Consider the following 25957-nt stretch of genomic DNA (forward strand, 5'->3'; position numbering starts at 1 on the left):
CCGAGGAGATGGACAAGTTCACCACCCACACCGGCACCGCCGTGCCGCTGCGCCGGTCCAACGTGGACACGGATCAGATCATCCCGGCCGTGTACCTCAAGCGGGTGACCCGGACGGGTTTCGCCGACGGCTTGTTCAGCGCCTGGCGGGAAGATCCCACATTCGTGCTCAACGATGAAACCTATTCCGGTGCGTCGATCCTCATCGCCGGCCCGGAGTTCGGCACCGGCTCCTCCCGGGAGCACGCCGTCTGGGCACTACGGGACTGGGGCTTCCGCGCGGTGGTGGCTCCGCGCTTCGGTGACATCTTCCGCGGCAACGCCCTCAAGGAAGGCCTGTTGCCGGTCGAGTTGGAATTGAAGGCCATCGAGGAGCTGTGGGATCTGGTCGAGGTGGAACCGACCACCCCGGTGACTGTCGACCTGACCGCCCGCCAGCTCCGGGCCGGGGACGCCAGCTGGTCATTCCCGCTGGACGACTTCAGCCGCTGGCGGCTGCTTGAGGGCTTGGACGACATTGGACTCACCCTCCGGCACGGCACCGAGATCGACGCCTACGAGGCCCGACGATTGCCGTTCCTGCCCTCCGTGGCATAGCCCAAGACCCGCCCGCGCAGCAGAATTCGCCCCCACCGGCCTGACCGGTGGGGGCGAATCCGTTACGACACAAGGGCTTTTTTCCACCGAATGTTTGTGTAGCGGCAGCACAGGGCATACGGTGCGCGCAGAATGGCTCGCGACGAGTCAGTTGCACAATCGGGAGGAAGTCGTGAACAAGGCCGAGCTCATCGAGGCGCTCGCCGTTCGCCTGGGGGACCGGAAGACGGCGACGAACGCCCTCGAGGCGGTCCTCACCGAGGTCCAGGCGGCGGTCACCAAGGGCGAGAAGGTGGCGATCACCGGATTCGGAGCATTCGAAAAGCGTGTGCGTGGCGCGCGAACAGCGCGCAACCCGCGTACCGGCGAGGCGGTGAAGGTCAAGAAGACATCCGTGCCGACCTTCCGCCCCGGCGCCGGGTTCAAGGAAATGGTGGCCAGCGGCAAGGTGCCGAAGGCCACGGTGGCGACCAAGAAGACCGCCACCGCCACCGCCACGGCCAAGACGGCCGGCACCAAGGCGGCGGGCACCAAGGCAACCGCGGCCAAGGCGGCCAGCAAGAAGACCGCCCCGGCCAAGGCAGCGAGCAAGAAGACCGCCCCGGCCAAGGCGAGCAAGACCGCCACGGCGACCAAGACGGCCGCCAGTAAGAAGACCGCCCCGGCCAAGGCGAGCAAGAGCACCACGGCGACCAAGACGGCCGCCAGCAAGAAGACAACTACCGCGGCGAAGAAGACCACCGCGGCGACCAGGTCGACCGCGGCGAAGAAGACCACCGCGGCGGCGAGCAAGAGCACGGCGGCCAAGAAGGCGCCGGCGAAGAAGGCTCCAGCCAAGAAGGCGGCCAGCAAGCGCTGACCAACCCTCTGCGAAAGGGCGTCCACCCGTGGGTGGACGTCCTTTTCGCGTACGCGGACCGTTGACCCGCTCGGTTCGCTCGCGCAGAATCGCCGTGCCGGCCTCCTCCGCCGGCCCGCCGACACCGAAATGGGGCGCCGGTGCGCTACCGCCAGCTCACCACCGGGACGCTCGCGCTGGGCGTCATCCTCCTCATCGACGTACTGCGGGTCTGGCTGCCCGGCATCATCACCATCTTCGGTCAGGCGGCGTCCACCCCGGCCGAGCTGATGGGCGCGTTCGCCCTCGGCTGGTTCGTGCTCGCGATGGGGGCACCCGCGGTCGTCCGCCGCGTCGGAGCCCGCCCGGTCACGGTCGTCGCCGCCGTACTGCTCGCCGTCGCCCGGCTCATGCTCACCGCCGCCCCCGGAGGGCGTACGCAGCTCTGGTTGGCCACCGCCGGACTGCTCGCCGGGCTGGTCTGGCTGGTCGGCATCGCCGCGGACACCGACCGGCCGGTCCCCGGGTTGGCGCTGGGGTTCGCGGTCAACGCGGCCCTGCACGCGGTGCTGGACACGTTCGACCTGGTCTGGCGAGGCGACTGGGTGGCCTGGCTGCTCAGCTCGGTTGCGGTGGCGCTGTTCCTGCTCGGCACGGCACTGCCCGGTACCCGGGCCGACACGGCACTGCCCGGTACCCGGGCCGACACGGCACTGCCCGGTACCCGGGCCGACACGGCGCAGTCCGGTACCCGGGCCGACACGGCGCAGCAGCCCGGCACCCGGGTCGGTGGCGGTGGCGGTGGCGGTGGCGGTGGCGGTGGCGCCCGAGCGTGGCTGCTGGCCGGGCCCGCGCTGCTGCTGACCGGGATGGTGGCGCTCTCCCCGGCGCTGGCCCGGACCGGAATGTCGTACCTGTTCGTCGGCGACGGGGTGGCTTCTTCGCCGTTGTCCGGCATGGCGCCGGTGCCGGTGGCGGTCGCGGGGTTCCTGTTCGCCGCGTTGACCCGGCCGCCGTCGCGGTGGGGCCGAGCGTACGGACCGGTGGCGCTGCTGGCCGGCGCGGTGCTGTTCGCCCTCGACCGGGGTGACCTGCTCCTCCCGGCCATCCTGCTCGCCGCTGTGGGTCTCGGCGGCTGCCTCGCCCTCACCGACAATGCCAGCCGCCCGGACGACGGCACCGTGAGCGCGAGCAGCGCTGCCGCCACTGACACGGACGGCACCGCTGACGCCGCCAGCGACAGGACGGGCGACGAGACGGGCGGTGGGCGGGCGGCGGCCCGTCGGGGGTACGCGGTCGCCGCCGGAATGCTCGTCTTCGCGCTGGGAGCGGTCGGGTACTACTCGGCCTACGACCTCGGCTACCCCAACGCGGCGGTGCCCGTAGTGGTGGCCGTGCTGGTCGCCGTCGTGGCGTTCGCCGCCCGTCCCGTCGTCGCGTGGCGCTCCGGGCCGTTTCCGCCGCTACGGGCGGCGGGCGCGGTCACCGCGCTGGCCCTCCTGGCGCCGGTGCTCGCCGACGAGGTGCCGGTGGCCAGCAACCGGGACGGCCCGCCAGAGCGGTTGACCGTGGTGGCGTACAACATCCGGATGGGTTTCGGGCTGGACGGTCGGTTCGACCTGGCCGGGCTCACCGAGGCCGTCCAGCAGCAGCGGCCCGACGTGGTGTTGCTCAGCGAGGTGGACCGGGCCTGGCTGCTCAACGGTGGGCACGACACCCTCGACCTGCTGGCCGACCGGCTCGGTATGCCGTACGTCTTCGGGCCGGCGGCCGACCCGGTGTGGGGTGACGCTGTGCTGAGCCGTTGGCCGGTCACCGATCCGCGGTCCCTCCCGCTGCCGGCGGTCGGGGCGCCCACCGGAGCGCAGGCGCTCGCCGTCACGCTGGACCTCGGTGACGGCGTCCGTACCGCCGTGGTCAGCACCCACCTGCAACCTCCGCCCGGGCAGGGCCCGGTGGTCCAGGCCCGCGCGGTCGCCGACTTCGCCATCGGGTACGCGGCCGGCCGGCCCCTGGTGGTGGCCGGCGACCTGAACACCGAGCCGGGCGACGAGGCGTTCGGACAGTTCACCAACGCGGGCCTGGCCGACGCGTTGGCGGCCGCCCGGCCACTGGCAACCAGCCCGGCGGACGACCCGCGCGAGCAGATCGACCACGTCTTCGTCTCGCCCGGCCTGACGCCCAGCGACCCGGTTGCGGTGCGCAGCACGGCCAGTGACCACCTGCCGGTCGCGGTGACCCTGACTCTGCCGCCCCGCTGACGCCCCGCAGGGCCGGCCCTACAGGCGGTCGGCGGCCAGCAGCCGGTCGGCGGTGAAGGCGAGTAACCAGGCGCCGCCCTTGGGGGTGGTGAAATCCTTGTCGGCGCGGCCGGTCAACCGCTCCAGGGCGCCCGGCAGCACCTTCCCCTGGCTGCACACCGCCACCTGCCCACCGGCGCCGGCCAGCGCCAGCAGGCTGGCTGCGGTGGCCAGGATCTGTTCGTCGCCCTGCTGGCCGGGCTGTGGCTCGTCCAGGTCGCCGCAGATCTCGATCGGCAGGTCGAGCAGCGCGGCAGCCGGATCCAGTGTCTGCACGCAGCGTCGCGGTGACGCCGACACCAGCCGGGCCGGCCGGATCAGGGCGACCAGGCCGGCCAGCGCGTTCGCCTGGGCCCACCCCTCGGCGTCCAGGGGGCGGCCGACGTCCGGGCCGGACCAGGTGGCCCGCCTACCGGCGTGGGCATGCCGGGCCAGCACGATCGTCGCCGTCACCGACGGCAGCGCGGCGAACGCCGCCAACACCTCGGAGTCGTGGGGGTAGCTGACCAACCGGATCGCGTCGTCCACCGCGAGCCAACGGATGTCGTCCACCTCGGTGTCCGGTTGGAAACCGCCGCTCGCCGCCGCGAGCATCGACCAGTAGTCGACCAGCTTGTCCTGCCCCTCGCTGCGATAGCGCACCGACGGCAGCCGGACCTGCGGTACGCCCCGCACGTCGGCCTCCTCGGCGACTTCGCGGACCGCCGCGGCAAGCGCGTGCTCGCCCGGCTCCAGCTTGCCCTTCGGCAGCGTCCAGTCGCCGTAGCGGGGGCGGTGCACCACACAGACGCGCACGCCGTCGGAGGTCGGCCGCCAGGCCACCCCGCCCGCCGCCCGAATGCCGGTCACGGCAGCCAACTGGTCCGCCGCCGCCGGGTGGCCCGGTGCCAGGCAGCCGGGAAGGCATCCCGCATCCGGCGGACCGACTGGCGTTCGCGCTCGGCCAGCCGCCCGGCGGTGACCGCCAGCTCGTGGTCGTCCGGCCGCTCGGCGGCGATCTCCAGCCAGGTGTCCGCTGCCACGGCCGCATCCTGGTGCTCGCCGAGCACGTCCTGCACACCGGCGAGGGCGCGGGACAGCCGGCGGGCACCCTTGCCGACGGTCGGTGCCACCGCGTTGACCGCGTACCGGGCCTGTTTGCCCTCCTTGCGCACGGCGTGCCAGCGGTCGTCCGGCGACTGCGCGTCGAGCCCGTCGACGCCTTCCGGCCCGGCCAGCCGCCTCCAGGGGCGGGCCACCAGCGCGGGCAGCGCCTCCGCCGCGGGGGCAGCCGACCGACGGGTGAGCCGGGGCGACCGGGCGGCCAGCACCAGGGAGTCCACCAGGGCGAGGTAGCGCGTGGAGCGCAGCGCCTCGTCGATAGCGGTGAGTGCCCTCCGTTGCCGCCCGGCGAGCACCTCGTCCAGCCGGTCCACCGCGCCCTGGTCGAGCGGGCTGAGCGGATCGGCGCTCGCGGTCTTACGGAGTCGCTTGCGCAGCACCTCGGCGTCGCGGGCCGCGCCGAGAACACCGGCCAGCCAACGCAGCTCGTCACGCAGCGGACGGGACCAGGTCTTGCGGATCAGCGGTTTGAAGGTGCGCAGATCACTGCGCAGGCGTCGACAGGCAACCCGCATCTGGTGCACGGCCGTGTCGCCACCGGCGGCCGGGGCACGCAGCCGGACCAGCGGGTCGTGGGCCAGCAGCCGGCGGATCTCCTTGCGGATCGCCTCGGTCACCACGTCGCCGGCGCTCGGCTCCGCGGTCAGCCCCGCCGGCGCGACCAGGTCCGGATCGGCCTGTGCGGTCGCGCCCAGTGCCCGTACGTGCTTCGGGGTGAACGCGCCGCCCTGGGCGCCAGCCTCGCGCAGCACCGCGCCGACCCGGTCGAGCAGCTTCCGGTCGCCGGCCTTGAGCTCCGCCTCCAACTCACGGAACGTGCCAGTGGTGGCGCCGGCGTCGTCGAGCACGGTCACCCGGTCGTCCACCACCTCGACGAGCACCGTGCCGGACTTGTCACACACCTCGTACGCGTGCCGGACCGTGCGCACCACCGTCACCGGGGCCACCGGGGCCCCGCGGTGCAGCACGGTGACCAACTCCAGCAGGTCCGGCGGTGGCTGACCCGCCGGACCGGGGCGGGAGATCTCGTGCCGGACGCCCGGCGTCCCGGTCGGCAGCTTCACCGTCCAGGGCAGCTGGTCGCCACGGCGGTGGCGCAGCGAGGCGCCGGCTCGGGCCAGCCGCAGGTCGACCGTGTCGAGGTAGCGGGCGACGAGCGTCACCGGTGGTAACGCCCGGACCCGACCTCCGGCCGGGGACGCGGCGGTCAGGTCCGGCAGCACGTAGGCGTCGTCCACCTCGTACTTCTGTTCCTCCTCGACCATCGGTTCAGCCTATGCGCTGATCGGTCAACTGGCCGTGCCACCGACGCGGCGTAGCAGGAGTTCCTGCAGATGAGCCGGGGCTTTCTCGTCCCCGCCGGCACGCCGGGTCCACGTGCCGTCACCGGCCAGTTCGAACGCGTCCACGTCGGGGCTCATCGCGGCGGTCAGCACCTGGTCCAGTTCGGCGCGGGCGATCGGGTCGCTCACCTGCACCAGCGCCTCCACCCGGCGGTCGAGGTTGCGGTGCATCAGGTCGGCCGAGCCCATCCAGAACTCGGCCTCGCCGTTGTTGCCGAACCGGAAGACCCGGGAGTGTTCCAGGAAACGGCCGAGGATCGAGCGGACGCGGATGTTCTCCGACAACCCCGGCACGCCCGGGCGCAGCGTGCACATGCCCCGGATGAGCAGGTCGACGTGCACGCCGGCCTGGGAGGCCCGGTACAGCGCGTCGGTCACACCCTCGTCGACCAGAGAGTTGACCTTGAACTGGACGAGGCCGGGCATGCCCAGCCGGACGTGGGAGATCTCCCGCTCGATCCGCTCGATGAGGCCGCTGCGGATGCCCTGCGGGGCGACCAGCAACCGCCGGTACGCGGTCTGCCGGCTGTACCCGGTGAGCACGTTGAACAGGTCGGTGAGGTCGGCGCCGATCTCCGGGTCGGCGGTGAGCATGCCGAAGTCCTCGTACAGTCGGGCGGTCTTCGGGTGGTAGTTGCCGGTGCCGATGTGGCAGTAGCGGCGAATCTGGTTGCCCTCCTGGCGGACCACCAGCGCGGTCTTGCAGTGCGTCTTGAGGCCGACCAGGCCGTACACCACGTGGCAGCCGGCGCGTTCCAGGGTGCGGGCCCAGCCGATGTTGGCCACCTCGTCGAAGCGGGCCTTCACCTCCACCAGCACCACCACCTGCTTGCCGGCGGCGGCCGCGTCGACCAACGCGTCGACGATCGGGGAGTCGCCGCTGGTGCGGTAGAGGGTCTGCTTGATGGCCAGCACGTTCGGGTCGGCGGCGGCCTGCTCAATGAAGCGCTGCACGCTGGTGGCGAACGAGTGGTACGGGTGGTGCACCAGGATGTCCCCGTCGCGCAGGGTCGAGAAGACGCTGCGCGGCACCTCACCCTCGGCGAGCCGGGGGTGGGTGGAGGGTACGAACGGCGGGTCCTTGAGGTCCGGCCGGTCGGCCTCGCCGTAGACCTGCCACAACGCGGACAGGTCCAGCAGCCCGGGCACCCGCAACACGTCCTGCTCGTTCATGTCCAGCTCGCGGACGAGCAACTCCAGCATGTGATCGGAGATGGACGCGGCCGCCTCCAGGCGGACCGGTGGGCCGAACCGCCGCCGGGCCAGCTCCCGCTCCAGGGCCTGGAGCAGATCCTCGTCGCGGTCCTCGTCGACCTCCACCTCGGCGTTGCGGGTGACCCGGAACAGGTGGCACTCGACCACCTGCATGCCGCTGAACAGCTGGCCCAGGTGCACCGAGATCAGGTCCTCCACCGGCAGCATCCGTACGCCCGGCTGGTCCCGGTCCACGCGGACGAAGCGGGGAACGTTGTTGGGCACCTTCACCCGGGCGAACAGCTCCGAACCGCCATCCGGGTCGCGAACCGCCACCGCCAGGTTCAGCGACCGCCCCGAGATGTACGGGAACGGGTGCGCCGGGTCCACGGCGAGCGGGGTCAGCACCGGGAAGATGTGCTCCCGGAAGTAGGTGCGCAGCCGTTCCCGCTCGGGGTCGCCCAGCTCGGCCCAGCGCAGTATGCGGATGCCCTCGTCGGCCAGCTTGGGCAGCACGTCGTCGACGAAGCAGGCGGCGTGCCGGGCACCCAGCTCGGCGGTCCGCTCGGCGATCAGCTCCAACTGGGTGCGCAGGGGCAGCCGGTCCCCGCCGCGCACGGGCAGGCCGGCGGAGAGCCGCCGCTTCAGCCCGGCGATCCGCACCATGTAGAACTCGTCGAGGTTGCTGGCGAAGATCGCCAGAAACTTGGCCCGTTCCAGCAACGGGGTGCGTTGATCCTCGGCCAGGGTGAGCACCCGGGCGTTGAAGTCGAGCCAGGAGAGCTCCCGGTTGAGGAAACGGTCCTCCGGCAGCGGCGGGGCCGCCGGCGGTTCGTCGTCCTCGTCCTCCTTCTCGGCGTTTGTCGGTAGGTCGCTCGGCAGGACCTGGTGGACGTCACCGGTGGTCGGGCCGTTCACCCCCTCGGCGTTTGACGGCGCGGGGTCGAGGACTTCGTCCAGCCCGGTGGAGGCGGCACCGGGGTCGTCGGCCAGGGTGTCGGCGCGGGCCGCACCGGCGCGTTCGGCGCGGGACGGGCGGAAGCGGCCGTCGGTGCCGCGTACGCGGGAGCCGTTGCGGAGGTCGGTGGCGGGCGGGTGGGCCGGTTGCTCGCGAGGGGTGCTCACCCGCTCATAATCACCCGATTACGGTAAACGCAAAATGAACTTGGCCTCGCTGGCTCAGATCATCGTCGGCAATGTCACCCGGACGACCTCGCCGTCGGGATCGGTGTCGATGCGAACCCGCTGACCGAGCCGGAGCAGCCGCAGCCCGGAGGCGTCGAAGGCCCGGGCGGGGAAGCGCATCTCGGTGCCGTCGTCGAGCAGCAGGACTCCGCTGCGCGTCGCCGCGTCGTAGCTGGCCACCGTGCCCTGCATGCAGGCACCGTACACCCGGAGGTTCAGCCGGCGGAGCGGGCCGGGTGGGTCAGCCGGCGGAGTGGGCCGGGCGGCTGGCGGCGACGAGTGCGGCGGTACGCGGCCCCAGCCCGAGCCGGGCGGCGGCGGTCAGGTCCGCGGCGGTGTCCACGTCCCGGCGCAGGCTGGGCCAGTCGCCGCTCAGCGGCAGCGCCCCACTGGCCGCGTGCGCCACCGCCGAGCCCACCCCGAAGTGCGGATCCAGCGGTACGCCCGGCGGGGCGGTGAGCAGCGTCGTGCCGCTGCCGGGGGCGTCCGGCACGAAGCGGCGTACCGCGGGTCGGCCGTTCTGCGCCGCGAGCAGCGCGCCGGCCAGCTCGGCCGGGCGCAGCGCTGGCAGATCCGCGGTGAGCGCCGCCACCCACCCGGCGATGGTCCCGGCCGCGCCGTGCCGGAAAGCGGCGTTCAGGCCGGCGTCCGGCCCGTCGGGCAGCGCCCGCGCTCCGGCGGCCCGCGCCGCCGCCGCCACCCGAGTGTCGTCGGTCACCACCAGGGCCTCGGCGACCGCCGGGCAGGCCAGCACCGCGCGGAGTGTGTCGGCCGCCAGCGCCAGTGCCAGCTCCTCGTGCGGTACGCCAGGCAGCGCGCCCCGCAGGCGGCTCTTGGCCGCCGTCAGATGCTTCACCGGCACCACCACGGCCCACCTCGGCTGACTCACACCCGCAATCCTGCCAGCCGGACGACGGGACCCTCGCTGGCCGTACCGGGGGCGAGCAGGCATGATTTCCGCTGCGGGTGTCGCGGACGGGTTTTCGCGGCGGGGTTGGGGCGCGAGGAGGAGGCACAGTGGCACGGCGGAGGCTGGGGTTCTGGCAACGGTTCGCCGTGGGGCTGGTGAAGCCCGTGATGACCGTGTGGACCCGGCGCACCTGGCGCGGCCAGGAGCATCTCCGACGCGACGGTGGCGTGATCATCGTGGCGAACCACATCTCGCACGCCGACCCGCTGGTCTCCGCGCACTTCATCTTCGACTCCGGGCTCTGGCCGCAGTACCTGGGCAAGGCCAGCGTGTTCCGGGTGCCGGTGGTCGGCTGGATCCTGCACCGGTGCCGGCAGATCCCGGTCGAGCGGGGCACCGTCGACGCGGTCCGCTCACTGGATTCGCTGGTTGCCGCGCTCGAGGAGGGTGGCGCCGTGGTGATCTACCCGGAGGGCACCACCACCCGACAGCCGGATCTGTGGCCGATGAAGGCCAAGACCGGTGCCGCCCGGCTGGCCCTGGCCACCGGCGCCCCCGTCGTACCGGTGGTGATGTGGGGGCCGGAGCAACTCTTCGACCCACGGACCAGCCGCGTCAACCCGCGCCCCCGGCTCCCGGTGACCGTTGTCGCCGGGGAACCGATCGACCTGAGCCGGTGGGCGGACGCCCAGCCGACCCGGGCCACCCTCGAAGAGATGACGGACACCATCATGTTGCGGCTGCGGGACATGCTCGCCGAGATTCGTGGCGGCACCCCGCCGCCTCTGTGGCAGCGAACGAGCCGGTCCTCCGCCGGACGCGAGCAGCAGGGTGGTGAGGCATGAGCGAGCGATTCATCAGGCTCAGCACCGGCGCCGGGCGGGCCCCAGCGGAGCGAAGCGGAGCGGTGGCATGACCGGCCACGTCGCGGTTCTCGGTGCCGGTTCCTGGGGCACCGCGTTCGCCAAGATCCTCGCGGACGCGGGGCGGGACGTGACGGTGTGGGCCCGTCGCGCGCCGGTCGCCGAGAGCATCCGGGTCGAGCGCCGCAACCCGGAGTACCTGCCCGGCGTGCTGTTGCCGGCCGGAGTCACCGCCACCGCGGACGCGGCCGAGGCGATCACCGGCGCCGAGGTGGTGGTGCTCGCCGTGCCGTCGCAGACCCTGCGCGGCAACCTCGCCGAATGGGCCGCGCACCTGCACCCGGACTCGACCCTGGTGTCGCTGATGAAGGGCATCGAGCTCGGCACCACCAAACGGATGAGCGAGGTCATCGTGGAGACCGCCGGGGTCGCCGCGGACCGGGTGGTCGTCGTGTCCGGTCCGAACCTGGCCCCGGAGATCGCCGCCGAGCAGCCCGCCGCGACCGTGGTCGCCGGGACGAACAGCCACCGCACCGTTCTCGTGCAGGCGTCGATCCGGACGCCCTACCTGCGCCCGTACACCAACGACGACGTGATCGGCTGCGAGTTGGGCGGGGCGGTCAAGAACGTGATCGCCCTGTCGTACGGCATCGCCACCGCGATGGGCTTCGGCGACAACACCCGGGCCATGCTGATGACCCGAGGGCTGGCCGAGACGGCCCGGCTGGGCGTGGCGCTCGGCGCGGACCCGATCACCTTCGCCGGCCTCGCGGGCATGGGCGACCTGGTCGCCTCCTGCTCGTCCCCGCTGGCCCGCAACCGCACCTTCGGCGAGCACCTGGGCCGGGGCGAGACGTTGGAGCAGGCCCAGGCCGCCACCCGGCAGACCGCCGAGGGCGTGAAGAGCTGCCTGGCGATCCGCGACCTGGCCCGGGCACACGGCGTCGAGATGCCGATCACCGAGCACGTCGAGCGGATCTGCCACGAGGGGATGGACCCGCGTCTCGCCGTGGAGAACCTGATGAGCCGAACCGCCAAACCCGAGTCGTACGAGTGAGGATCCGATGAGCGAGTTGGGAGACGGGACCCGCTGCGTACGCGCCGGCCTGCCCGAGCCGGCACCGGGGGACCCGTTCCTGCCCGGACCGGTCTTCGCCGCGCCGTACCACCTCGACCCGTGGCAGGGCCCTGCCGCGTCGCCGAACGGCTACGGCCGCCCCGACAACCCGACCCGACGGTTGCTGGAAGCCGCCGTGGGTGAGTTGGAGGGCGGCGACTGCCGCGTCTTCGCCACCGGTCAGGCGGCCATCACCGGCCTGCTGCTCACCCTGCTGCGCCCGGGGGACACCGTGGTGCTGCCCAGCGACGGATACTTCCCGGTCCGGGCGTTCGCCACGGACGTGTTGGAGGCGATCGGCGTCCGGGTGCTCTTCGTGCCGACCGTCGGGCCGTACCCGTCGTTCGAGGGCGTCCGGCTGGTGCTGGTGGAGACGCCGGCCAACCCGGGCCTGGACGTTGTCGACGTGAGGGCCCTGGCCGAGGAGGCGCACGCCGCTGGCGCGCTGCTCGCGGTGGACAACACCACCGCCACCCCGCTCGGTCAGCGCCCGCTGGACCTCGGTGCTGACCTGGTGGTCGCCTCCGGCACCAAGGCGCTCACCGGCCACTCCGACCTGCTGCTGGGCTACCTGGCCAGCCGGTCCAGCGAGCTGATCGAGGCGGTGACGACCTGGCGTACCACCACCGGGGCGGTCCCGGGCGCGTTCGACGCCTGGCTGGCACACCGGTCGTTGGCCACTCTCGACCTGCGCCTGGCTCGGCAGAGCGCGAACGCCGCCGCCGTCGCCGAACTGCTCGCCGGCCGGCCCGACGTGACCGGTGTGCGCTGGCCCGGGCGTCCCGAGGACCCCGCGTACCCGGTGGCCTCGGCGCAGATGCGCCGGATGCCCGGGGTGCTCTCGTTCGACCTGGGTGACGCCGACCGGGTGGGCCGATTCGTCGATGCCGCCCGGCTGGTGGCGGCGGCGACCTCCTTCGGGGGCCTGCACACCACGGCGGACCGGCGGGCGCAGTGGGGCGACGACACCGCCCCCGGCTTCGTCCGGCTGTCCTGTGGTGTGGAGGACACCCCCGACCTGGTGGCCGACATCAGCGCCGCGCTCGACGCCGCTGGAGGGGTCTGAGTTATCGTGTCGACGGCCCAGATCGGTGGGCCCCGACCGTGAGGAGGTGAGTCCGATCCGCCAATCAGCAGGACCGGCGCTTCCTCCCAGGTCCACGTCGCGATAGCGGCCCTCGGGAGCGCCGGACGTTTTCTCCGGAGGTTCCCATGGCAACACCATCTTTCAGCGACCGGTCCGCACTCGTGGGGCGGCTGCGCGCCGCTGGCTGCGTCTACGCCGAGGACGAGGCGGACCTGCTGCTGGCCGCCGCCGACGATCCGGCGACGTTGGCCGACCTGACCGAGCGTCGGGTCGCCGGCGAGCCACTGGAGTATCTGCTCGGCTGGGCGGAGTTCTGCGGCCTGCGGATCGCCGTCGACGCGGGCGTCTTCGTGCCGCGCGGCCGGACGGCCCTGCTGGTCGAGGCGGCGGCCGCGCTGACCGGCCCGGCCCCGGCCGTGGTCGACCTCTGCTGCGGGTCCGGGGCCACCACGGTCGCGCTGGCGCACCGCCTCACGCCGCGCTGGCTGGCCGCCGCCGACATCGACCCCGTGGCGGTGGCGTGCGCCCGACGCAATCTCGCCGGGCTGGCCGCCGAGGTGTTCGAGGGCGACCTGTTCGCGCCGCTGCCTCGGCAGTGGCGGGGCCGGCTGGACCTGGTGGTGGCCAACGCCCCGTACGTGCCGACCGACGCGGTGGCGCTGATGCCGCCGGAGGCGCGGTTGCACGAGGCCCCCGTGGCGCTCGACGGCGGACCGGACGGGCTCTCCGTGCTGCGGCGGGTGGGTGTCGACGCGGCCCGCTGGCTTGCCCCTGGTGGACACCTGGTGGTCGAGGCCGGGACCACGCAGGTGGAGGCGCTCTGCGCCGCGTTCGACGCGGCCGGCCTGGTGCCGACTGTGCGGCACGACGAGGACCTGGACGCCACCGCGGTAACCGCCCAACGCCCCTGACCCCGCCACCACAGCCCGGCGATCTTGCAGTTTCTGTCGTCGAGATGAGCCGAACACCCCTTATGTCGGGACAGTAACCGCTAGATCGCGGGCAGGGCGGCTGGTCTCTCACCCTGAGTGGGGTGGGCGGGCGTGGCGGGGGAGAGGGGTTGGCACTAGCCTCGGCTCACACTTACGACGGCGGGAGGCGGTTTCGGTGGGCAGCGCAGGGGTGCCGGTGGTCGTCGGGTTGGACAACGGCGGCACCAGCAACAACGCCACCGTGCTGACGGTGGACGGCCACTTCCTGGTGGACGGGCTGTTGGAGATCCCCAGCGAGGTACGGTCCGGGCCGGAGGCGGCGATCGAGGCGCTGGCCCGCGCGCTGGACGGCGCCCTGGCACAGACCGGCGTGCCGCGCGAGCTGGTCCGGGCGGTGGGGCTGGACACTCCCGGCCCGGCCAGCGCCGACGGCGTCATCTCGTCGCGGGGCTCCACCAACTTCTCCCAACCGGCCTGGCGCGGCTTCGACGTGCGGGGCGCGCTGGAGCGACGGCTCGGCCTGCCGGTGATCTACCACAACGACGGCAACGCGGCCGCGCTCTACGCCCACCACGAGCACTTCGGCGCCGACGCCATGAGCCGCTCGTCGGTCTCCGCGATCGTCGGCACCGGCCTCGGTGGCGGTGTGGTCGGGAACGGCCGGGTGATCGCCGGCGCGGCCGGGATGGCCGGCGAGCTTGGCCACGTGCACATCCCGCTGACCGGGCTGCTCGGCTCGGGGCAGGCGGAGCCCACCTGCGCCTGCGGCTTCACCGGGGACGTCGAGAGCATCGCCTCGCTGACCGGGATCGAGCGCAACCTGCTGCCGTACTGGCTGACCCGGTATCCCGACCACCCGCTGGCCGCCGAGCCGTTGGCCCGGGCGGCCAAGTTGGTCCGGGGGTACGGCGAGCGGGGAGACGCCCTCGCGCGGGACCTCTTCGCCCAGCAGGCGATGGCGCTGGGCCGACTGTTCACCGTGGCGGCGAACTTCACCGACCCGCACGCGTACTTCGTCGGCGGTGGGGTGGTGGAGGCGGCGCCGGAGTTCCGCGACTGGTTCCTGGCGACGGTCCGCGAGCACACCGTGCTTCGCGAGGAGCAGGCGGCGGTGGCCACCTTCGCGCTGGTGCCGGACCGGGACATGGCCGGTGCCCGGGGTGTGGCAATCGCCGCGCTGGAGTCGCTGCGTACCGTCGGGGAGCCCCGCCCGCTGGTCGCCTGAGCTGCGGTCCGCCCTGTCCCGGCCGCCGCGCGGCGCGTTCGGCGACGCGGCGGCCGGTTCAGCGGCGGGGTGGTGCGTCCGGTCAGGTCAGCGATGCGGCCGCCCTGTCAGTGGCGGGGTGGTGCCTGGGCGAAGGTGGCCCAGGCGGCCGGCGGAAACAGCAGGGCCGGGCCGGACGGGTCCTTGGAGTCGCGGACGGCCACCAGCCGCGGGATCGCGGCCACCTCCACGCAGGCGCCCTCGTCGCCGCTGCGGCTGCTCTTGCGCCACGCCGCCGCGGCCAAGGCCGCTGTGATCGTCGGTGTCATCGGTCCTACCGTCCCTTCAGGACTGTCAGGAGCATCCCGCGGCTGTCGGCCGGGCTGAGGGCCACACTCCGGAGATGCTCCATGATCTTGGTGCAGGTACGCGTCTCGCCGGCCCGATCGAGGATCATCTGACCGGCGACGGTCTCCACCGACGCGATGATCGGATCCTCCGGGTCGGCGAACTCGAGGATGTGCAGTGAGCCCCGGGTGCCCCGGTGGTAACCGGCGGAGAGCGGGATCACCTGAACGGTGATGTTCGGCAACTCGGCCATCTTGACCAGGTGCCGCAGTTGCCCGTCCATCACCGACTGGTCGCCGACCGGGCGCAGCAGCGCGCCCTCGTCGATGATCGCGTCGAGGATGGGCGGGTCGTCGCCGGTGAGCCGCTGCTGCCGGTCGAGCCGGACCTTGACCCGCTGCTCCACCAACTCGTCGCCGAGGGTGTGCGGGCCACCGCGCATGACGCCACGGATGTAGTCGGCGGTCTGCAGCAGGCCGGGCACCACCGACGGCTCGAAGTTGGCGATGGCGGTCGCCTCGGCTTCCAGTGCGATGAAGTCGATGGTGCGTGGATCCAGCAGGTATGAGTACGAGACCCACCAGCCCGGCTTGCGGGCGTCCTTGGCGAGCTGCACCGCGGCGGCCACCTCCTCGGAACCCACCCCGTACGACGTGAGCAGGGCGCGCACGGTGGCCGGAGTGATCAGGGTCTGGGCGTTCTCGTACCGGGAGAGGGTGCTGCGGGTGCTGTTGATCTCATCCGCCGCGGTCTCCAGCGTCAGTCCGGCGGCTTCCCGGTGGTGGCGCAGGGCGATACCGAGCCGGCGGGCACGGGCTGTCTTCGGGGCCATACATCGATGGTCGCACACATCTGCGGGAACGTCTGCATGAGAGAACGTCGATGAGAGTTGCATTCACGGCTGTACACGTGTCAATCTGTTATCGCGTCCTCACCGCCGGTTGTCGTGGCGACGGTGGTGGTGAGCGACCGGAGGGGATGGGGCGCGCGGCGATCGGGTTTCTCCCCCGTACCCGATCGTCGCGTGCCGCCGCCATCCCGGCCCGCCGGAAGGAGACGACGACGTGCGTAACGGTTCGGAGCCCTCCGCCGTGCATCCGGCCGGCCCTCGATGACCCGCTTCCTGGTGGTGCTCACCGACGTGCGTGCCGTCGAGGGCGTCGACCGCGACGAGCGGACCGCGCCGGAGCGGCGACGTCAGGTGGTCGGCGCCAGCAGTCGGGAGGCCGCCGACCGGATCGCCGGAGCGTTCATGGCGCTGGGCATGGTGCGGGCCGGTCGGCAGCGGGTGAAGGTGATCGCGGTCGGCCGTCGGCACTCCCGCGACTGAGCGGGCTCAGGCCGCTGACCTGCGGCACCGCAACAGTCCCGTCACGCACCGTATATCCTCTGATGACCGATTGCCGTGTCGTGCCGTGGCTCGCCGGGTATCGCCTCGTCTTACCGCCACGCACAGTAAGGTCAACCGGGTGAGCGCCACCGGCGAGCACGACCAGCCGCAGTCGCGTACGAAGAGGTGACCGGAGTGACCACCCCAGGCAAAACCCGCGTGGCGATCGTCTTCGGCGGCCGCAGCCCGGAGCACGGCATCTCCTGCGTCAGCGCCGGCAGTGTGTTCGGCGCGCTCGATCCGGATGAGTTCGAGGTGGTGCCCGTCGGCATCACCCGCGCCGGCCAGTGGGTGCTGACCAGCGGAGATCCCGCCCAGCTGGCGATCAACGCCCGTGAGCTCCCGGAGATCACCGCCGACTCCGGCGACGACATCGTGCTGCGTGCCGACCCCACCGGCAACGGGCTGATGGTGCTCGACCCGACCGAGGGCCCGCGGGTCCTGGCCGACGTGGACGTGGTCTTCCCGGTGCTGCACGGCACGTACGGGGAGGACGGCACCATCCAGGGAATGCTGGAGATGGCCGGCATCCCCTACGTCGGGGCGAACGTCTTCGCCTCCGCGGCCGCCATGGACAAGGAGTTCACCAAGAAGCTCTGCGCCGTCGAGGGCATTCCGGTCGGCACGTACGCCGTGCTGCGCAACGGGATGACCCTCAGCGAGCAGGACAAGGAGCGGCTCGGCCTGCCAGTCTTCGTCAAGCCGTCCCGGGCCGGGTCGTCGTTCGGCGTCAGCAAGGTCACCGACTGGGCGCAGTTGGACGACGCGGTCGCCGCCGCCCGACAGTTCGACCCGAAGGTCATCATCGAGGCCGCGATCGTCGGCCGCGAGATCGAGTGCGGCGTGTTGGAGGGCGAGGCCGGTGGCGCGCCCGAGGCGTCCGTCCTGGCCGAGGTGCGGGTCGTCGCCGACCACGATTTCTACGACTTCGAGGCGAAGTACCTCGACGACTCCTGCGAGTACGACATCCCGGCCAACCTGCCGGAGCGGGTGACCCGTCAGGTGCAGGAGTACGCGGTGCGCGCGTTCACCGCGTTGGACTGCGCCGGCCTGGCCCGGGCCGACTTCTTCGTCACCCCCGAGCTGGACGTCTACCTCAACGAGATCAACACGATGCCCGGGTTCACCCCGACGTCGATGTTCCCGCGGATGTGGGCGGCCTCCGGCCTGGAGTATCCGAAGTTGGTCAACCGGCTCATCCGCACCGCCCAGCGGCGCGGCGTCGGCCTGCACTGAGCCACCCCGCCCCGCCCGCCGGCCCAGCGCGGTCAGCCGGCCCGCGAGGCCGGTTCAGCGCTGGCAGCCGGACGGGACGGCGCCGCCGGAGGGCACGGCCGCCACGATCGTGCTGGAAATCGTCGGCACCCACTGCAACGGCTGCTCGTACGAGCGCGGGACACGGACCGTGATCAGCGTCTCCCGGTCGACCGTGGTGAGGACGTTCGCCTCGGCCTCCTCGGCCAGGTGCCAGCAGACCCGGTTGACCGTCCAGACCTCGTCGGTGCTGGGGAAGGTCGGCTCGGTGCCGCCACAGGCAACGGTGAGCGCGGGGTCGCCGTACGCGGCGTTCTGCTCCGGGCCGGCGGTGACCGGCCGCTGGGTCAGGTCGCGGATGCCCGTCGGCAACTGGGAGAGCAGGGCCCGGCAGACCGTGGCCGGGCGGGCGGCGAGAGCCGGGGCGGCCATCTGCACCGGGTCGGTGGACTGCACCCGGGCGGTGGTCGCGGAGGGGGTCGGCGCGGCGGCCGGCGTGTCCGGGGTGAGCTTGGTGAACGCGAGCAGGGCCACCAGCAGCGTGATCGGCAGCGCGATCAGCGTGGCCAGCAGAGCGGCGCCGCGAATGGTCCGGTCCCGGCCGACCGGCGCGGCGGCGGCTGGATCGACCGGCTCGCCGGTACCGTCAGCCGGCTCGCGCGTGTCGTCGTCGAGAGCTGCGGAGGAAGTCTTCATCTCGTCCACTTACAGCCGCACCACCGAACACGTGAGGGTACGAGTGATGCCGGGCACCATCTGCACCTTGCTCACGATGAGCTTGCCGAGTTCGTCGACGGTGTTCGCCTCGGTGAGGACGACCACGTCGTACGGCCCGGTGACGGCGTCGACGCGTACCACGCCGGTGATGTCCGCAATGAGACCCGCCACGTCACGTGCGCGGCCGACCTCGGTCTGGATGAGGATGTACGCCTGTACCACGACTCGACCTCCGTCCGTCGCCGCCCGGGAGCGGCCCGAAGGGTGAAAGTACCTTACGGACCAGGTCTGATCCCTATCGGTGGTCAAGGAGCAGCGGTGAGCGAGCACGGCGGAGCCGGGCAGCAGCACGGGCGGAACGCCGGCGGCGGTGCCAGCGTGTCCGGGATCGGGGAGTTCGGGCTGATTGGAAAGATCACCGCTCGACTGTCGTACGGACCGACGACCCTGCTCGGCCCGGGCGACGACGCGGCGGTGGTGGCCGCGCCGGACGGCCGGGTGGCGGCCTCCACCGACGTGCTGGTCGACGGGCGGCACTTCCGGCGGGACTGGTCCTCCGCCCGCGACGTCGGGCACCGGGCGGCGGCGGCCAATCTGGCCGACATCGCGGCGATGGGTGCCACGCCGACGGCGCTGCTGGTCGCGCTCTGCATGCCGGCCGACCTGGACACCGGCTGGGCGGAGGAGTTGGCCGACGGGCTCGCCGCCGAGGCGGCGACGGTCGGCGCGAGCGTCGTCGGCGGGGACATGTCGTCGAGCCCGACCCTGACCGTTGCGGTCACCGCCCTGGGCGACCTGGAGGGCCGACCGCCCGTGCTGCGCTCGGGTGCCCGTCCGGGGGACGTGCTCGCCCTGGCCGGGCGCACCGGGCACGCGGCGGCCGGGCTGACCGTGCTCACCCGGGGCTTCCGCACCCCCCGGTTGCTGGTCGAGGCGTACCGGCGGCCGCAGGTTCCCTACCAGGCCGGCCCGCAGGCCGCCCGGCTCGGTGCCACCTCGATGATCGACGTGTCGGACGGGCTGCTCGCCGACCTCGGACACGTGTCGGCGGCCAGCGGGGTCGCGATCGATGTGCGCCGGAACGCCTTCGAGGTGCCCCGGCAGATGGCTGACGCGGCGCAGGCGCTCGGCGTCGACCCGTACACCTGGATCCTCTCCGGTGGCGACGACCATGCGCTGGCCGCGACCTTCCCCCCGGCGGTGGTGCTGCCGCCGGACTGGCGGCCGATCGGCGTGGTGACGGACGGTGGCGGGGTGACGGTCGACGGCGCACCCTACGAGGGCGCGACCGGCTGGGACCACTTCCGGTGAGGTCTGCCAGCCGCCGTATTCTGGACACCGTGAGTGAGATCGAGATCCGGGCGGTGCGGTTCGACGCGCCGGTGGCGCAGCAGTTGATCAGTGCCGCACTGGCCGACCTGGGTGCCCGCTACGGTGGCTCCGGCGACGACACCCCGGTGGACGCGACCGAGTTCGAGTCGCCCGACGGGGCGTTCCTCGTCGCCTACCTGGCCGGCGAGCCGGTGGGCTGCGGTGGCTGGCGCAGCCACGGTGCGGACACCGCGGAGCTGAAGCGGATGTACACGGCCCCGGCGGCGCGTGGGCGGGGCGTGGCCCGCACGGTGCTGGCAGCCGTCGAGCGCTCGGCTCGCGAGCAGGGCCGCAAGCGGGTGGTCCTGGAGTGCGGCGACAAGCAGCCCGAGGCCATCGCCATGTACGGCTCCGCCGGCTACGAGCGGATCCCGAACTTCGGCTTCTACAAGGACGAGGAGGGCTGCGTCTCCTTCGGCCGCACCCTCTGACCTGCGGTCGCCGACAGCTCCGGGCGCGGCCAGCGGTATCCGAGCGCGGCCTGCGGCTCCGGGCCCGCCCTGCGGCAGGCGACGTGGACACGACAGAGCCGGCGGACCTCAGGGTCCGCCGGCTGAGCCGAACGAGAAGTTTGGTGCTGCCGCGTCAGGCGCGGGTGACCTTGCCGGCCTTGATGCACGAGGTGCAGACCTGCAGCTTCTTGGTGTTGCCGCCACCGGCCGGGGTGCGCACCGACTGGATGTTCGGGTTCCAGCGGCGGTTGGTCTTCTTCTTGGACCAGGGCACGTTGTGGCCGAAGCCCGGCCCCTTGCCACAGACGTCGCACACGCTAGCCACGGGATACTCCTGGGATTGAAACGTTCATGAGGTAGCCGGCAGAGGTGCTGCACGGGCAACCGGCTCAGCCTACCCGATGCCCCACCGGCGGGACCAACCGCCCTGGCCCGGTGACCAGCCGCGCCCCCGCCAGCGGATGGTGGGTCGGCCCGCCGGGTGAAGGGGGGTGGTTCCGGCGGCAACTGTACCCGTAGGGCAGGTCCAGCCTGCGACCCGGCGAAGGAGCGCCACCCGGTGCGGGGCAACCGGACACGCCGGACGAGTCCGACGCGTGTCGGTGCGCGCCAGTAGGCTTCTGGCCGTGCTGGACACCCTCGACGCCGCCGCGGTCCGCCGTTGGTGCGCGGGTGGGCTGGCCGCACTGAAGCGGCACCAGGGCGAGATCGACCAGCTCAACGTCTACCCGGTGCCCGACGGCGACACCGGCACCAACCTGGTGCTCACCCTCACCTCGGCCCAGCAGGCCCTCGCGATGGATCTGGACACTCTCCCCGACAGCGGGCCGACCGCGCACGGGCACGCGCTGCGGCTGATGGCCCAGGGCGCGCTACTCGGCGCGCGGGGCAACTCCGGGGTGATCCTCTCGCAGATCCTGCGGGGCTTCGCCGACGAGGTCGCCGTGGTCCCGGCGGTGCGCGGCCGGGAGTTGGCCGCCGCGCTGCGGTCCGGCGCCACCGCCGCGTACACCGCGGTTGCCCGGCCGGTCGAGGGCACCCTGCTCACCGTGGTCGCGGCGGCCGCCGCCGCGGCCGAACGGGCGGACAGCGGCGACCTGCCGGCGGTGGCCCGCGTCGCGGCCCGGGCGGCGGCCGAGGCACTCGCCCGGACCCCGGAGCAACTGCCGGCCCTGGCCCGCGCGGGCGTGGTCGACGCGGGCGGCCGAGGGCTCTGCGTGCTGCTCGACGCCCTGGTCGAGGTGCTCACCGGGGAGAGCGCCGCCCGGCCCGCACCGACGCCGCGCTCCGCCCGTCCGGCGGCCACCGTCGCCCGCGAGGCCGGTTCCGACGAGTACGCGTACGAGGTGCAGTTCCTGCTCGACGCCCGGGCCGAGGCGGTGGCCGGGATGCGGCAGGCACTGGACGCGCTGGGTGACTCGCTCGTCGTCGTCGGCGACGGGCGTGAGCCGGAGAGCACCTGGAACGTCCACGTGCACGTCAACGACGTGGGCGCGGCGGTCGAGGCGGGCGTCGCCGCCGGCCGCCCGTACCGGATCTCGGTGACCCGCTTCGCCGACCAGCCGGAGCCGCCCCGCGGCCCGGTCGCGGACGGCCGGGCCGCGGTGGTGGTGGCCACCGGCGGCGGCATCGCCGAGCTGTTCGCCGCGGAGGGGGCAACCGTGGTGCCGGGCAACCCGTCCACGGGTGAGCTGCTGGACGCGGTCCGCGGCACGGGCGCGGCCCGGGTGGTGGTGCTGCCCAACGACCCCAACACCGAGGCGGTGGCGAGCGCGGCGGCCCGCGAGGCCCATCGGTACGGCATCAAGGTGAGCGTGGTGCCGACCCGCTCGCCCGTGCAGGCGCTGGCCGCCCTCGCGGTCCGCGACGGTGACCGCCGCTTCGAGGACGACGTCATCGCGATGGCCGAGGCTGCCGGGGCCTGCCGTTACGCCGAGGTCTGCCATGCCAGCCGGGAGGCGCTGACGGTGGCCGGCCCGTGTCGTCCGGGCGACGTGCTGGCGCTGGTGGAGGGGGAGGTGCACCTGATCGGCACCGACCTCACCGACACCTGCGCGGCCGTGGTCGACCGGATGCTCGGCGGCGGTGGCGAGATGGTCACCCTGCTGGCCGGGGCGGACGCCCCGGCCGGGCTCACCGATGCCGTCCGCGCGCACGTCGCGAGGCGCTGGCCGTTCGTCGAGGTGCACACGTACCCGGGCGGCCAGCCGTTTTATCCGCTCCTGGTAGGGATCGAATGAGCGAACCAGCCACCGTGGACACTCCGCTGAAGAAGCTGGTCGGGGACAAGACAGCCAAGGCGCTGGCCGCGCACCTCGACCTGCACACCGCGGGTGACCTGGTCTACCACTTCCCGCGTCGCTACGACGAGCGCGGCGAGCACACCGACATCCGCTCGCTGGACGTCGGCGAGCAGGTCACCGTGCTGGCCCAGGTGCAGCGCACCGCCGTGCGCCCGATGCGGCAGCGGCGCGGCAACCTGCTGGAGGTGACCGTCGGCGACGGCTCCGGCGGGCTGCTGACGTTGACGTTCTTCGGCAACCAGGCGTGGCGCGAGCGGGAGCTGCGCCCCGGCCGGTGGGGGCTGTTCGCCGGCAAGGTCACCGAGTTCCGGGGCAAACGGCAGCTCAACGGCCCGGAGTACGTCCTGCTCGGCGAGGGTGGTGACGGCGAGGCGGCGGTCAACGACGAGATCGAGGAGTTCGCCGGCGCGCTGATCCCCGTCTACCCGGCCGCCGCGGCCGTGCCGACCTGGGTAATCGCCCGCTGTGTGCGGGTCGTGCTGGACACGTTCACTCCGCCGGACGATCCGCTGCCGGGCAGCGTGCGGGCCAGCCGCAAGTTGGTCGGGCTCGGCAAGGCCCTGCAGGAGATCCACCGGCCCACCAGCAAGGAGGAGCTGCACCGGGCTCGGCGTCGGCTCAAGTGGGACGAAGCGTTCGCCGTCCAGTTGACCCTGGTGCAGCGCAAGCACCGGGCCGCGGACTGGCCGGCCCGGCCCCGCCCGGCGCACCCGGGCGGGCTGCTGGACGCCTTCGACGCCCGACTTCCGTACGAGCTGACTACCGGTCAGCGCGACGTCGGTGTGGAGATCGCCGCGGATCTGGCCGCCCCGCACCCGATGCACCGGTTGTTGCAGGGTGAGGTCGGCTCGGGCAAGACGGTGGTGGCGTTGCGGGCGATGCTCCAGGTGGTCGACGCGGGAGGGCAGGCCGCGCTGCTGGCGCCGACCGAGGTGCTGGCCGCTCAACACCACCGCGGCATGCTCGACCTGCTCGGGCCGCTCGGGCAGGCCGGCGAGTTGGGTTCCGCCGACCACGCCACCCGGGTCGAGCTGGTCACCGGCTCGCTGGGCGCGGCAGCTCGTCGACGGGCGCTCGGCGAGGTGGCCAGTGGCGCCGCCGGCATCGTGCTCGGCACCCACGCCCTGCTCTACGAGGGCGTCGACTTCGCTGATCTCGGCCTGGTGGTCGTCGACGAGCAGCACCGCTTCGGCGTCGAGCAGCGCGACGCTCTGCGGGCCAAGGCCGACCAGCCGCCGCACGTGCTGGTGATGACGGCCACCCCGATCCCGCGCACGGTGGCGATGACCGTCTACGGCGATCTGGAGGTCTCCACCCTCTCCCAGTTGCCCCGTGGTCGATCGCCGATCGCCTCGCACGTGGTGCCGGCCGCCGAGAAGCCGGCCTACCTGGACCGGGCCTGGCGACGGGTGCGCGAGGAGGTGGCCGCCGGCCATCAGGCGTACGTGGTGTGCCCGCGAATCGGGGAGGGGCCGGCAGCGGACGAGGAGCCGCCGCCCGAGGACGACAACGGCCGACGGCCGCCGCTGGCGGTGACCGAGGTCGCACCGCTGCTGGCCGAGGGGCCGCTGCACGGCCTGCGGATCGGGGTGCTGCACGGTCGCCTGCCGGCCGACGAGAAGGACGCGGTGATGCGGTCCTTCGCCGCCGGTGACCTGGACGTCCTGGTGGCGACCACCGTGATCGAGGTCGGCGTGGACGTACCGAACGCGACCGTCATGATCGTGCTGGACGCCGACCGGTTCGGTGTCTCCCAACTGCACCAGCTCCGCGGCCGGGTCGGCCGTGGCGCCGCTGCCGGGCTCTGCCTGCTGGTCAGCGAAGCGGCCGAGGGTTCGTCGGCACGGGAACGCCTGGACGCGGTGGCGTCCACCAGCGACGGTTTCAAGCTCGCCGAACTTGATCTGGAACAGCGCCGCGAGGGCGACGTGCTCGGTGCCACCCAGTCCGGGCACCGCTCGCACCTGCGGCTGCTGTCCCTGCGTCGCGACGCCGACCTGATCCGCGACGCCCGCGCCGAGGCGATCACCCTCGTCGAGGAGGACCCGGAGCTCACCCGCAACCCGGCGCTGGCCGCCTCGGTCGCCGCGCTGGTCGACGAGGACCGAGCGGAGTATCTGGAGAAGGGCTGAGCCCCGCTGGCTGGTCCTGTCAGGACTCAGCCCTGCCGGCTGGTCCTGGCGGACAGCCGCTTCCCCGTACTGATCACTTGCGGAATGGGCTGAGGGCGCGCCGACCGGATGGTCGACGCGCCCTCAGTTTTTGTCAGAGCGGGTTGTCTCAGGCGGTGAAGCGCACCCGACGACGACGCGCCATCACGAACAGGCCAGCACCAGCGGCGAGCAGCACCACGGCGCCAGCGATGATCCCGCCGGTCGCGGCACCGGTCAGCGGCAGAGCGGGCTCGTCCTTGTCGCCGCCACCCTGACCCGGGGTGCAGTCGGCCGGCTTGACCCACTTCACGGCCTCGGCCGGGTCGCTCTGCTCACCCTCGATGCTCGGGGTGACGGTCAGACCCTCGTATGCCTCGAAGGAGACCTCGGTCTTCTTGCCCGGGACCAGCTCGAGCTTCTTGACGACGTTCTTCTCCGAGGTCAGCACGACGGTCTCGGCGACGCCGTCGGCCGGGTTGTCGGCGGTGACGACCAGCGAGTCACAGTCGAAGATGATCTCGAACACCGGAGCGTTCGGCTCCTCCGGCACCAGCGGGCCGGTCGGCTCGCTCGGCTGCGGGGTCGGGCTGGTCGGGACCGGGCTGGTCGGGACCGGAGTGGTGGGGGCCGGGGTCGTCGGCGCCGGGCTGGACGGCTGGACGGTCGGCGTCACGGTCGGCGACGGCGTGGGCGTCGTCGGCGACGGCGTCGGGGAGGCCGTCGGCGGCTTGGTGCACTTCTTGCTCACCTCGGCGGTGCCGCTGGCCGTGTTGGTGATCCGCTTACCGTCGCGGATCCACTCGGCGGTGACCTTCAGGTCGAGCTTGGAGTTCTTGGTGGTGGTCTGAACGCCGGTCACCTTGCCGTTGGCCGGCAGCTTGCGGCCCGCGGCGATGCCATCGATGGCGGTGCCGGACGGGGTCCACACCTTGGTGATGGTGGCTTCGAGGTCGCGCTCGCTGTTCACCACCTTCCAGTCAACGAGGTACACGCCCTTCGTGGCCGTGGCGCAAGCGGTGCCGGAGACGGTCGTGTGGTGCGCGAGTGCCGGGGTGGCGAACGTCGCTGCACCGGTGAGGCCGATCAGTGCGCCGGCGGCGATGGCCGCGACGCGCCGCAACGGAGACTTGGGGAGGTTCAACGCCTGCTCCTGGTGAGGGGGTACGGATCGCGTGCGGGAGGTCGGGAGGCCTGGCGACCGGACGGATCGTCTGCTCACCGGGACGTCGCGCAACGCGGGGGTGTTCCCGCGCGAAGCGGGGACAGGGGGTGACTGTACTGGCGGGTCACGAATGAAGG

25 protein-coding genes are annotated in these 25957 nt (G+C 72.8%); 14 read left to right on the top strand and 11 right to left on the bottom strand.

The window, feature by feature from the left end; translation table 11 throughout:
* Positions 1–8 precede the first annotated feature (8 nt).
* The 3 genes from leuD (at position 9) to HNR20_RS20635 (ending at position 3695) form a co-directional block, all read left to right on the top strand.
* A complete protein-coding gene (gene leuD, locus HNR20_RS20625) occupies positions 9–596 on the top strand; it encodes a 3-isopropylmalate dehydratase small subunit (protein WP_184182277.1) in 588 nt (195 codons plus the stop codon).
* A gap of 172 nt (positions 597–768) precedes the next feature.
* Positions 769–1455, top strand: a complete 687-nt coding sequence (locus tag HNR20_RS20630) for an HU family DNA-binding protein (RefSeq protein WP_184182279.1) — start codon at positions 769–771, stop codon at positions 1453–1455.
* Between the two features lie 140 nt (positions 1456–1595).
* Complete coding sequence (locus HNR20_RS20635; RefSeq protein WP_184182281.1) at positions 1596–3695, top strand: endonuclease/exonuclease/phosphatase family protein; 2100 nt, start codon at positions 1596–1598, stop codon at positions 3693–3695.
* A gap of 18 nt (positions 3696–3713) precedes the next feature.
* On the opposite strand, the gene HNR20_RS20640 is transcribed toward HNR20_RS20635, so the two are convergent.
* The 5 genes from HNR20_RS20640 to cofC are packed head-to-tail and all read right to left on the bottom strand — an operon-like array spanning position 3714 to position 9446.
* Complete coding sequence (locus HNR20_RS20640) at positions 3714–4592, bottom strand: NUDIX hydrolase (protein WP_184182283.1); 879 nt, start codon at positions 4590–4592, stop codon at positions 3714–3716.
* A complete protein-coding gene (locus tag HNR20_RS20645) occupies positions 4580–6100 on the bottom strand; it encodes a CYTH and CHAD domain-containing protein (RefSeq protein ID WP_184182285.1) in 1521 nt (506 codons plus the stop codon). Before HNR20_RS20645 ends, HNR20_RS20640 begins: the two co-directional genes overlap by 13 nt.
* A 24-nt stretch (positions 6101–6124) precedes the next feature.
* Complete coding sequence (locus HNR20_RS20650; protein ID WP_184182287.1) at positions 6125–8497, bottom strand: RNA degradosome polyphosphate kinase; 2373 nt, start codon at positions 8495–8497, stop codon at positions 6125–6127.
* 54 nt (positions 8498–8551) lie between these two features.
* Positions 8552–8749, bottom strand: coding sequence for a cold-shock protein (locus tag HNR20_RS20655; RefSeq protein ID WP_030335323.1), 198 nt, complete (start codon positions 8747–8749; stop codon positions 8552–8554).
* 49 nt (positions 8750–8798) lie between these two features.
* Complete coding sequence (cofC, locus tag HNR20_RS20660) at positions 8799–9446, bottom strand: 2-phospho-L-lactate guanylyltransferase (RefSeq protein ID WP_184182289.1); 648 nt, start codon at positions 9444–9446, stop codon at positions 8799–8801.
* A gap of 128 nt (positions 9447–9574) precedes the next feature.
* On the opposite strand from cofC, the gene HNR20_RS20665 reads away from it, so the two are divergent.
* The 5 genes from HNR20_RS20665 to HNR20_RS20685 all read left to right on the top strand — a co-directional run bounded on the left by HNR20_RS20665 (position 9575) and on the right by HNR20_RS20685 (position 14691).
* On the top strand, positions 9575–10312 hold the full coding sequence (locus HNR20_RS20665) for a lysophospholipid acyltransferase family protein (RefSeq protein ID WP_184182291.1): 738 nt from the start codon (positions 9575–9577) through the stop codon (positions 10310–10312).
* 67 nt (positions 10313–10379) lie between these two features.
* A complete protein-coding gene (locus HNR20_RS20670; protein ID WP_184182293.1) occupies positions 10380–11387 on the top strand; it encodes an NAD(P)H-dependent glycerol-3-phosphate dehydrogenase in 1008 nt (335 codons plus the stop codon).
* 7 nt (positions 11388–11394) lie between these two features.
* Positions 11395–12513 (top strand): cystathionine gamma-lyase, encoded by a 1119-nt coding sequence (locus tag HNR20_RS20675; RefSeq protein WP_184182295.1) that lies wholly within the window; start codon positions 11395–11397, stop codon positions 12511–12513.
* A 146-nt stretch (positions 12514–12659) separates the two neighbouring features.
* Positions 12660–13445, top strand: a complete 786-nt coding sequence (locus tag HNR20_RS20680) for a putative protein N(5)-glutamine methyltransferase (protein ID WP_184182297.1) — start codon at positions 12660–12662, stop codon at positions 13443–13445.
* 196 nt (positions 13446–13641) lie between these two features.
* Positions 13642–14691 carry an ROK family protein gene (locus tag HNR20_RS20685; RefSeq protein ID WP_184182299.1) on the top strand — a complete coding sequence of 350 codons (1050 nt, stop codon included), beginning with the start codon at positions 13642–13644 and terminating at the stop codon, positions 14689–14691.
* Between the two features lie 107 nt (positions 14692–14798).
* Here the strand turns inward: HNR20_RS20685 and HNR20_RS20690 are convergent, their stop codons facing one another.
* Both HNR20_RS20690 and HNR20_RS20695 read right to left on the bottom strand, forming a co-directional pair.
* Positions 14799–14999 carry a DUF397 domain-containing protein gene (locus tag HNR20_RS20690; RefSeq protein ID WP_184182301.1) on the bottom strand — a complete coding sequence of 67 codons (201 nt, stop codon included), beginning with the start codon at positions 14997–14999 and terminating at the stop codon, positions 14799–14801.
* Between the two features lie 5 nt (positions 15000–15004).
* On the bottom strand, positions 15005–15850 hold the full coding sequence (locus HNR20_RS20695) for a helix-turn-helix domain-containing protein (RefSeq protein WP_184182303.1): 846 nt from the start codon (positions 15848–15850) through the stop codon (positions 15005–15007).
* Between the two features lie 279 nt (positions 15851–16129).
* Between HNR20_RS20695 and HNR20_RS20700 the strand changes: the two genes are divergently transcribed.
* Entirely contained in the window at positions 16130–16348 is a 219-nt protein-coding gene (locus HNR20_RS20700; protein WP_184182305.1) for a hypothetical protein, read from the top strand.
* A 195-nt stretch (positions 16349–16543) separates the two neighbouring features.
* Positions 16544–17644: a D-alanine--D-alanine ligase family protein gene (locus HNR20_RS20705; RefSeq protein ID WP_184182306.1), complete on the top strand. Its 1101-nt coding sequence runs from the start codon at positions 16544–16546 to the stop codon at positions 17642–17644.
* 54 nt (positions 17645–17698) lie between these two features.
* Here the strand turns inward: HNR20_RS20705 and HNR20_RS20710 are convergent, their stop codons facing one another.
* Together HNR20_RS20710 and HNR20_RS20715 are read right to left on the bottom strand one after the other, a co-directional pair.
* Positions 17699–18358 (bottom strand): DUF3515 family protein, encoded by a 660-nt coding sequence (locus HNR20_RS20710; RefSeq protein ID WP_184182308.1) that lies wholly within the window; start codon positions 18356–18358, stop codon positions 17699–17701.
* A gap of 9 nt (positions 18359–18367) precedes the next feature.
* Positions 18368–18601 carry an Lrp/AsnC ligand binding domain-containing protein gene (locus tag HNR20_RS20715; protein ID WP_110562464.1) on the bottom strand — a complete coding sequence of 78 codons (234 nt, stop codon included), beginning with the start codon at positions 18599–18601 and terminating at the stop codon, positions 18368–18370.
* A 156-nt stretch (positions 18602–18757) separates the two neighbouring features.
* Between HNR20_RS20715 and HNR20_RS20720 the strand changes: the two genes are divergently transcribed.
* Positions 18758–19690 carry a thiamine-phosphate kinase gene (locus HNR20_RS20720; RefSeq protein ID WP_373291119.1) on the top strand — a complete coding sequence of 311 codons (933 nt, stop codon included), beginning with the start codon at positions 18758–18760 and terminating at the stop codon, positions 19688–19690.
* A 29-nt stretch (positions 19691–19719) separates the two neighbouring features.
* Complete coding sequence (locus tag HNR20_RS20725) at positions 19720–20181, top strand: GNAT family N-acetyltransferase (protein ID WP_184182312.1); 462 nt, start codon at positions 19720–19722, stop codon at positions 20179–20181.
* A 154-nt stretch (positions 20182–20335) separates the two neighbouring features.
* On the opposite strand, the gene rpmB is transcribed toward HNR20_RS20725, so the two are convergent.
* A complete protein-coding gene (gene rpmB / locus HNR20_RS20730; protein ID WP_091671657.1) occupies positions 20336–20527 on the bottom strand; it encodes a 50S ribosomal protein L28 in 192 nt (63 codons plus the stop codon).
* A gap of 301 nt (positions 20528–20828) precedes the next feature.
* On the opposite strand from rpmB, the gene HNR20_RS20735 reads away from it, so the two are divergent.
* Together HNR20_RS20735 and recG are read left to right on the top strand one after the other, a co-directional pair.
* Positions 20829–22442, top strand: coding sequence for a fatty acid kinase ATP-binding subunit FakA (locus tag HNR20_RS20735; RefSeq protein WP_184182314.1), 1614 nt, complete (start codon positions 20829–20831; stop codon positions 22440–22442).
* On the top strand, positions 22439–24637 hold the full coding sequence (gene recG / locus HNR20_RS20740) for an ATP-dependent DNA helicase RecG (protein WP_184182316.1): 2199 nt from the start codon (positions 22439–22441) through the stop codon (positions 24635–24637). The genes HNR20_RS20735 and recG overlap by 4 nt, the downstream gene beginning before the upstream one ends.
* Before the next feature lie 148 nt (positions 24638–24785).
* Here recG and HNR20_RS20745 read toward each other — a convergent pair whose 3' ends face one another.
* Complete coding sequence (locus tag HNR20_RS20745; protein ID WP_184182321.1) at positions 24786–25799, bottom strand: LPXTG cell wall anchor domain-containing protein; 1014 nt, start codon at positions 25797–25799, stop codon at positions 24786–24788.
* Between the last annotated feature and the right edge of the window lie 158 nt (positions 25800–25957).

Source organism: Micromonospora parathelypteridis (assembly GCF_014201145.1).
In the GTDB taxonomy this organism is placed as follows: domain Bacteria; phylum Actinomycetota; class Actinomycetes; order Mycobacteriales; family Micromonosporaceae; genus Micromonospora; species Micromonospora parathelypteridis.

Bases quoted from the DNA above. Each gene is read 5' to 3' on its own strand.
- HNR20_RS20670 (WP_184182293.1), top strand. From the start codon at position 10,380: ATGACCGGCCACGTCGCGGTTCTCGGTGCCGGTTCCTGGGGCACCGCG.
- HNR20_RS20695 (WP_184182303.1), bottom strand. From the start codon at position 15,850: ATGGCCCCGAAGACAGCCCGTGCCCGCCGGCTCGGTATCGCCCTGCGC.
- HNR20_RS20675 (WP_184182295.1), top strand. From the start codon at position 11,395: ATGAGCGAGTTGGGAGACGGGACCCGCTGCGTACGCGCCGGCCTGCCC.
- HNR20_RS20680 (WP_184182297.1), top strand. From the start codon at position 12,660: ATGGCAACACCATCTTTCAGCGACCGGTCCGCACTCGTGGGGCGGCTG.
- HNR20_RS20700 (WP_184182305.1), top strand. From the start codon at position 16,130: ATGACCCGCTTCCTGGTGGTGCTCACCGACGTGCGTGCCGTCGAGGGC.
- HNR20_RS20655 (WP_030335323.1), bottom strand. From the start codon at position 8,749: ATGCAGGGCACGGTGGCCAGCTACGACGCGGCGACGCGCAGCGGAGTC.
- HNR20_RS20690 (WP_184182301.1), bottom strand. From the start codon at position 14,999: ATGACACCGACGATCACAGCGGCCTTGGCCGCGGCGGCGTGGCGCAAG.
- HNR20_RS20645 (WP_184182285.1), bottom strand. From the start codon at position 6,100: ATGGTCGAGGAGGAACAGAAGTACGAGGTGGACGACGCCTACGTGCTG.
- leuD (WP_184182277.1), top strand. From the start codon at position 9: ATGGACAAGTTCACCACCCACACCGGCACCGCCGTGCCGCTGCGCCGG.
- recG (WP_184182316.1), top strand. From the start codon at position 22,439: ATGAGCGAACCAGCCACCGTGGACACTCCGCTGAAGAAGCTGGTCGGG.
- HNR20_RS20710 (WP_184182308.1), bottom strand. From the start codon at position 18,358: ATGAAGACTTCCTCCGCAGCTCTCGACGACGACACGCGCGAGCCGGCT.